Below are 7,169 nucleotides of genomic sequence, written 5' to 3' on the forward strand. Positions count from 1 at the left end.
ATCGTGGCCTGCTCTTTCAGGCGTTCGACGACCGTTTCCTTCGTTGAAGCATCCTTGAATTCAAAGGCACTGCCACCCGGAACGCGAAATACGGGGTAGCTGCCGCGAGGCACGCTATGGCATCCCGCCAAGCCAAGGATGACAAAACCCAAGCCCAGGAAATTGATTGTTTTCATTGTCCCCTCGCCGCCTCTGAAAATGGGTGGTGCTCACAGACAGTCATTGGATCGCGGCATTTTTACACTCGTTCGCTTTTAGTAGAAAAACAATACATTCCCCCATTGCTCTGTAATCGTCAGTAATCTAGAATCAACTTCCCGGGCAATTTCCCTGCCCGACTCCTTCATCAACACACCACTGGGAGGCGCAAGATGATGAATCCGCATACCGCCAACCCGCGCGTGTCTCCGCGACGCTCCTAAGTCGTCGCCCGCGCGGCCCCATCGCCTGACTCGTATCAGGCGACTGGTCCTCCGCGCCTGTCACCAACTCAAAACGCAATGCCCGCGCCCACCCGGCGCCGGGTCGTTTTTCTTCCTTTACACAAGGATTCCTGGCGCGTCCCGTGGCGTCAGGCCATTGCATATGGCTATCAAAAAATCGAATCAACGAGGACAGGCCTTCACGGATGTCCTGGGCTATACCTTCCGCCACTGGGCCCGGCAGCCCCTGCGCACGCCGCTCATCATGGCGCTGGCGCTGCTGGCCGCCGTCGCCGACGTGCTGACCCCGCTGTACGCGGGCAAGCTGATCGACGCCGTGGCTTCCGGCGCCGCCGGCGACGCGCAGGTCTGGCACGCGGCCATGACGGCATTCTGGCTGCTGGTCGCGCTGGGCCTGGGCGCCATGCTGCTGCGCCAGGCCGTGTACTACAGCATCATCGGCTTCACGCTGCGCATGATGAACGGCATGATGTCCAGCGCCTTCCACCGCGTGCAGCGCCTGTCCACCGACTGGCACGCCAACAGCTTCGCCGGCTCGACCGTGCGCAAGATCACGCGCGGCATGTGGGCGGTCGACCAGCTCAACGACACGTTGCTGATCGCCCTGCTGCCCTCGGTGGTGATGCTGGTGGGCGCCACCGCGCTGCTGGGCTGGCACTGGCCGCTGATGGGGTTGGTGGTGGGCCTGGGCTCGGTGATGTATATCGCGTTCACCGCGCTGCTGTCGCTGCGCTACGTGGCGCCGGCCGCGCGCCTGGGCAACGCCTGGGACACGCGCATGGGCGGCGCGCTGGCCGACGCCGTGACCTGCAACGCCGTGGTCAAGGCCTTCGGCGCCGAACGGCGCGAGGAAGCGCGGCTGGCGCGCGTGGTGGACAAGTGGCGCCGCCGCACCCGCCGTACCTGGATGCGCGGCACGCTGAACGCCGGCGTGCAGGGCGCCATGCTGGCGCTGATGCAGGTCGCCATGATCGGCGCATCGCTTTGGCTATGGGCGCATGGCCAGGCCAGCGTGGGCGACATCACCTTCGCGCTGACCATGTTCTTCATGCTGCAGGGCTATCTGCGCGAAGTGGGCACGGACATCCGCAACCTGCAACGCTCGATCAACGACATGGAGGAACTGGTGACGCTGGAACGCCAGCCCCTGGGCGTGGCCGACAAGCCGGGCGCGGGCGTGATCCGCATCACCGAGGGCGAAATCCGCTTCGACGACGTGACCTTCCGCTACGGCGCGCACGACACGCCGCTATACGAGCATTTCTCGGCGCGCATCGCGCCGGGCGAGCGCGTCGGGCTGGTGGGCCATTCGGGTTCGGGCAAGACCACGTTCATCAAGCTGATCCAGCGCCTCTACGACGTCAACGAAGGCCGCATCCTGATCGACGGGCAGGACATCGCCCAGGCGCAGCAGGCCTCGCTGCGCCGCCAGCTCGCGATCGTGCAGCAGGAACCCATCCTGTTCCACCGCACGCTGGCCGAGAACATCGCCTACGGCCGGCCCGGCGCGACGCAGGCCGAGATCGAGCACGCGGCGCGGCAGGCCAGCGCGCACGACTTCATCATGCGCCTGCCCAAGGGCTATGACACGATGGTGGGCGAGCGCGGCGTGAAGCTGTCCGGCGGCGAGCGCCAGCGCGTGGCGATCGCGCGCGCCTTCCTGGCGGACGCGCCCATCCTGATCCTGGACGAAGCCACGTCCAGCCTGGACAGCGAAAGCGAGGTGCTGATCCAGCAGGCCATGGAGCGCCTGATGGAAGGCCGCAGCACGCTGGTGGTGGCGCACCGCCTGTCCACGGTGCGCGCGCTGGACCGGCTGCTGGTCATGGACCATGGCCGCGTGATCGAGGAAGGCGACCACGAGACGCTGATCCGCCGTCCTGGCGGCGTGTACCGCCGCCTGTTCGAGCGCCAGGCGCTGGAACTGACCCGTGGCATGTCGATGGAGGAACTGCGCGGCGAAACGCCCCGCTACGCCGACGAGCCCGAGGACAGCGACCTGGCGCTGGATCCGCGCTAGTTTGCTGTCCACCTGGAGTGGTCGGCGCCGCTTCGCAAGCGCTCCCGTGGCGCGGACCGGGCGGCCGGCGTCAGGCCGGCCGCTCGGCCAGCGTCAGGCGCAGGCCGAAGCCGATCAACGCGGTGCCGAAGACCAGGCTCTGGATCTTCTGCGCCTTCGGACTGGCCGACAGCCAGCGCCCCATCGCGCCGCCCGCCAGCGCGCACAGCACATCGAACGCCAGCCCCATGCTGACCAGGATCACGCCCAGCACGGCGAACTGCTGGCCGACCGGACCGCTCGCCGGCGACACGAATTGCGGCAGCAGCACCGAGCAGAACAGCAAGGCCTTGGGATTGAGCACATTGGTCAGCACGCCGGACATCAGCGCGCCGCGCCAGCTGGTCGCTTTCGCGGCCTCGGCCGTGCCGCCGGCCTCGTAGGACATGGGACCGGCGCGCAGCAGCTTCACGCCCAGCCACATCAGATAGCAGCCGCCCGCCAGCCGGGCCGCGTCGAAGGCCCAGGGATGCGCGCGGAACAGCGCGGCCAGCCCCAGCGCAGCCAGCGTGACATGCGCGGCGCGCGCGATCGCCAGCCCCAGCGCCACCGCCAGCGCGGGCGCCCGTCCGCGCAGCAGCCCGGTTTCGAGCAGCAGGATCATGTCCGGACCCGGCACCACATAGACGATCACCAGGGCCCCTAGAAACAACGCCATATCGGCCATGACGGCCCTCCTTCAATCTTGCTGCGCAGGGCGTCATTCTAGGAAAACCGGGCTGGCATGTGCTTGCGATTCATGCCAATGGGAATATCATTATTGGCACGATTGATCACCCATCAAGCCATTTATTAAATTCCATGCCAAACCCTTCCCCCAAGCATCAACTGGACGGCTACGACCGCCGCATCCTGGAGGCCCTGCAGAAGAACGGCAGGCTGACCAATGTCGAGCTGGCCGAGCAGATCGGCCTGTCGCCCTCGCCCTGCCTGCGCCGGGTGCGCATGCTGGAGGACGCGGGCGTGATCCAGGGCTATGAGGCCCGGCTGGCGCCGGACGAGGTCGGCCTGGGGCTGACCGTGTTCGTGGGCGTCAAGGTCGAGCGCCACCACGAGCGCGACGCCGCGCGCTTTCGCAAGGAGGTCAGCGCGCTGCCGGAAGTGATCGCCGCGCACCTGGTGTCAGGTGAGTCCGATTTCCTGTTGCAGGTGGTGGTGCCGGACCTGCGCGGCTACGAACGCTTCCTGCTGGACACGCTGCTCAAGCTGCCGGGCGTGAAGGACATACGCAGCAACTTCGCCATCCAGACCGTCAAGCCGCAAAGCCCGCTGCCGCTGGACCATCTGGCGCGCTGAGGCGCGCGGGCGACGCGCTGCCGCCCTTGCCCGCCGCCAGCGGCTGCCGCGCAACGCCGTCAGCCCGGCATGGCCGCCGCGGCGCGCGCCACCTTCGCCGACCGGCTCTCGAAGCGCGCCTGCGATTGCGCCAGATAGCGCTGCACGATGGCCGGTTCCGAGGTTTTCGGCGTGCCGCCGGGGAACGGCGGCTCGGGGTCGTACTCGACCTGCAGCTGGATCAGCTTGGCAACCTCCTCGCCGCACAGATCCGCCACCACCCTCAAGCCCATGTCTATGCCCGAGGTGACCCCGCCCGCCGTGTAGATATGGCCGTCCACGCACATGCGCTCGTCGCTGGGAATGGCGCCGAACCGCGACAGCAGCTCGCGCGCGCGCCAATGGCTGGACGCGCGCCGGCCGCGCAGCAGACCGGCCGCGCCCAGCAGCAGCGAACCGGTGCAGATGCCGAACACATACCTGGCGGCCAGCCCCTGCCAGCGCGTGAAATCCACCCATTCGGCGTCGATGATGGCATCATCCGTGCCCGGCCCGCCGGGCACCACCAGCAGGTCGCAGGGCGGCGCATCGGCCAAGGTGCGCGTCGGCACGAAGGCCAGTCCGTGGTCGGATCGCACCGGGTCCCGCGTTTTTGCGACAAAATCAACGGTGAAGCCCGGCGCGCTCGCCAGCACTTCGTAAGGCCCGGTCATGTCGAGCTGGGTCAGTCCTTCGAACAAGAGAATATTTACATGCATGACGATGCTCCATCGGAAAAGCCAGACCCGAGCTTATGCGGAGCAACCGGCCCGCGCGTGCCAATCATCGCGCCGATTGCGCCAAAACGCATCGTCTTCGTGCTGTACGACGGCTTCCAGCCGCTGGACCTGGCCGGCCCCTGGCAGGCGTTCAGCTCCGCCAACGAGGAAGCCGAGGCCGCGCTGTACCAGCTGGGCACCGTGGCCGCCGAACCCGTGGTCGCCACCTGGGACCAGGGGCTGCGCATGCAGGCGGACTGCACCTTCGCGGAAGACGGCGACGGCCCGGTCGACATGATCGTGGTGCCGGGCGGCCCCGGCGTGGAGCGCGCCAGCGCCCATGGCGAGACGCGCGCCTGGCTGCGCCGCCGCGACGCCGGCACGCGCCGCACCTGCAGCGTCTGCACCGGCGCCTTCCTGCTGGCGTCCGCCGGCCTGCTCGACGGCCGCGTCGTCACCACGCACTGGCGCTCGGCCGACCGGCTGCGCCAGCTATACCCCGCGCTGCGGGTGGAGGACGACCGCCTCTATGTAGACAGCGGCAAGTACTGGACCTCGGCCGGCGTCTCGGCCGGCATCGACCTGGCCCTGGCCCTGATCGAGCGCGACCACGGTCCCGAGCTGTCGCAGCAGGTGGCGCGCCGGCTGGTGGTCTTCATGCGCCGCGGCGGCGACCAGCGCCAGTACAGCCAGACCCTGCGGCTGCAGGACCGCGCCGGCGCGCCGTTCCGCGAGCTGGTGCAGAAGATGGAGGCGCGGCTGTCGGCGCGCTGGTCGGTCGACGACATGGCCGACGCCTGCGGCATGTCGCGCCGCACCTTCCAACGCAAGTTCATCGCGCACTTCGGCGTGGCACCCACGGAAGTGCTGCGCATGCTGCGGCGCGAGCGCGCCGGCGCCGTGCAGGCAACCGGCAAGATGTCGAAGAAGGAAATGGAGCGGCACCTGGGGCCATTGGGCTAGCCCCGGACAGCCCCGGCGCCAGGCAGGCTCCCCGACTGGCCCCGTTCGCGGCCGCGCCGGCCTCATGCGCCCGGTCCGCGCTGCTACCATGCGCCATTCAACAGACTTTCAGGGACTGATATGCCGGCGCATGCGATGGAACCCCGCTATCTGCAGAAAATCCTATTCGGACCGCCCGGCTGCGGCAAAAGCCATGCCGTGCGCCAGCTGGCGCAGCAGCGGCTGGGCATCGCCGGCCAGGACGAGGCGCTGATCGAAGCCACATTCCATCCCGAATACGGCTATGGCGATTTCGTCGCCAAGCTCCTGCCGCAATCGCGCATCCAGCAGCAGGAGTTCGAACTGTCGCAAGAGCCCGACAAGGGCTGGAACGGCCTGCGCCTGAGGGAAGTCCACGACGGCGCCCGGATCGAATACCGCATCCACGCCGGCCCGCTGCTCAAGGCGCTGGCGCGCGCCTATACGGGCGACGGTCCGGTGCTGCTCGCCATCGACGAAATCAACCGGGGCAACTGCGCCCAGATCTTCGGCGACATGTTCCAGCTGCTCGACCGCGACGCGGAAGGCTGGTCCCAGTATGCGATCGACCTGAGCGACCTGCATCGCGCGGCGCTGGAAGCCGAGTTGGAACGGCTTGGCAAGACGCTGGCCAACCTGCCGGAAAAAGTCGCCGTCTCGGTCGACGCCAAGGGCATTCGCCGCATCAAGCTGCGGCTGCCGCCCCAGCTCTCGCTGATCGGCACCATGAACACCAGCGATGAATCGGTCTATTACATGGACACCGCGTTCAAGCGCCGCTGGGACTTCGAGCACATGCCCTGGCAAGGCGCGGGGGACGACGAGGCCATCCAGGCCCAGCGGAACGCGCCGCTGGAAGGCACCAAGCATCGCTGGATCGACTTCCTGGAGCGCCTGAACGACTACATCGCAGAGCGGTTCGCCGGCCGCAACGTGGACGACAAGCAGGTCGGTCTCTGGTTCCTGCGCAACAACCAGACGACAAAGAACAAGGCACTGACCGCACTGCGCGACGACCTGCAACCCTTGATCGCCACCGAACTGCACAGCGAATGGGCCAAAGTGTTTGCCGGGACGAGAAACTACGGATTGGGCAAGAACCTGGATGTCTCCTCCGTCATTGCCGGCTATGAAGACCGCGGCGCGGCCTGGCCTGGATCGGTGGTCCACACGCTGCCGGAGCAGCTCGCCCAAACGCTGATCAATGACCTGAACGGGCAGATCCACCCCGTCGAGATTCCCCGCGAAGCCATCCGCAACAAGCTGATGTTCTTCCTGTGGGACAACGTCTTCTCCCGCGACAGCGAGCCGCTGGCGCAGCTGGTCCTGGCTCAGGACGCCGAGGCCAAGCCGCCGCGCACCTTCGGCGACTTCGCCACCGACGACAATCTGGCGCGCATGATCGACACGCTGATGGCCGCCACGCCCGCCGCTACGCAGACGTGAACACCTGGCATATCGAACTGGCGGATCCGGAATCAGCGACCTCGCGGGAGTCCTATGTTGGACTGGTGCGGGACAAGCTCACCGGCCGCCACACGCTGCGGCTGCCGATCGGATACGCCCCCCCCCCCGCCCCCGCCCCGCCCCCGCCCCCGCGCCGCCTCCCCCCGCCCATCCCGCCCCTCCGCACCCCGATCCGCGCCCCCCCGG

General features: G+C 67.7%; 6 protein-coding genes. 4 read left to right on the top strand and 2 right to left on the bottom strand.

All coding sequences use genetic code 11. The annotated features are described in order from the left end of the window. Nucleotides 1-585: 585 nt before the first annotated feature. Nucleotides 586-2,463, top strand: a complete 1,878-nt coding sequence (locus tag KDH83_RS27585) for an ABC transporter ATP-binding protein (RefSeq protein ID WP_212321585.1) — start codon at nucleotides 586-588, stop codon at nucleotides 2,461-2,463. A gap of 70 nt (nucleotides 2,464-2,533) precedes the next feature. On the opposite strand, the gene KDH83_RS27590 is transcribed toward KDH83_RS27585, so the two are convergent. Then, complete coding sequence (locus KDH83_RS27590) at nucleotides 2,534-3,169, bottom strand: LysE family translocator (protein WP_212321587.1); 636 nt, start codon at nucleotides 3,167-3,169, stop codon at nucleotides 2,534-2,536. Nucleotides 3,170-3,303: 134 nt separating this feature from the next. Between KDH83_RS27590 and KDH83_RS27595 the strand changes: the two genes are divergently transcribed. Then, nucleotides 3,304-3,798: an Lrp/AsnC family transcriptional regulator gene (locus tag KDH83_RS27595; RefSeq protein ID WP_212321589.1), complete on the top strand. Its 495-nt coding sequence runs from the start codon at nucleotides 3,304-3,306 to the stop codon at nucleotides 3,796-3,798. A gap of 59 nt (nucleotides 3,799-3,857) precedes the next feature. On the opposite strand, the gene KDH83_RS27600 is transcribed toward KDH83_RS27595, so the two are convergent. After that, complete coding sequence (locus KDH83_RS27600; RefSeq protein WP_212321591.1) at nucleotides 3,858-4,535, bottom strand: DJ-1/PfpI family protein; 678 nt, start codon at nucleotides 4,533-4,535, stop codon at nucleotides 3,858-3,860. 90 nt (nucleotides 4,536-4,625) lie between these two features. Here KDH83_RS27600 and KDH83_RS27605 point away from each other — a divergent pair, with 90 nt between their 5' ends. Together KDH83_RS27605 and KDH83_RS27610 are read left to right on the top strand one after the other, a co-directional pair. Beyond that, nucleotides 4,626-5,498 carry an AraC family transcriptional regulator gene (locus tag KDH83_RS27605; RefSeq protein WP_349291681.1) on the top strand — a complete coding sequence of 291 codons (873 nt, stop codon included), beginning with the start codon at nucleotides 4,626-4,628 and terminating at the stop codon, nucleotides 5,496-5,498. Between the two features lie 135 nt (nucleotides 5,499-5,633). Then, nucleotides 5,634-6,962: a hypothetical protein gene (locus tag KDH83_RS27610; RefSeq protein WP_212321595.1), complete on the top strand. Its 1,329-nt coding sequence runs from the start codon at nucleotides 5,634-5,636 to the stop codon at nucleotides 6,960-6,962. Nucleotides 6,963-7,169: the final 207 nt, after the last annotated feature.

This window comes from Achromobacter sp. Marseille-Q0513 (assembly GCF_018195695.1).
In the GTDB taxonomy this organism is placed as follows: domain Bacteria; phylum Pseudomonadota; class Gammaproteobacteria; order Burkholderiales; family Burkholderiaceae_B; genus Achromobacter.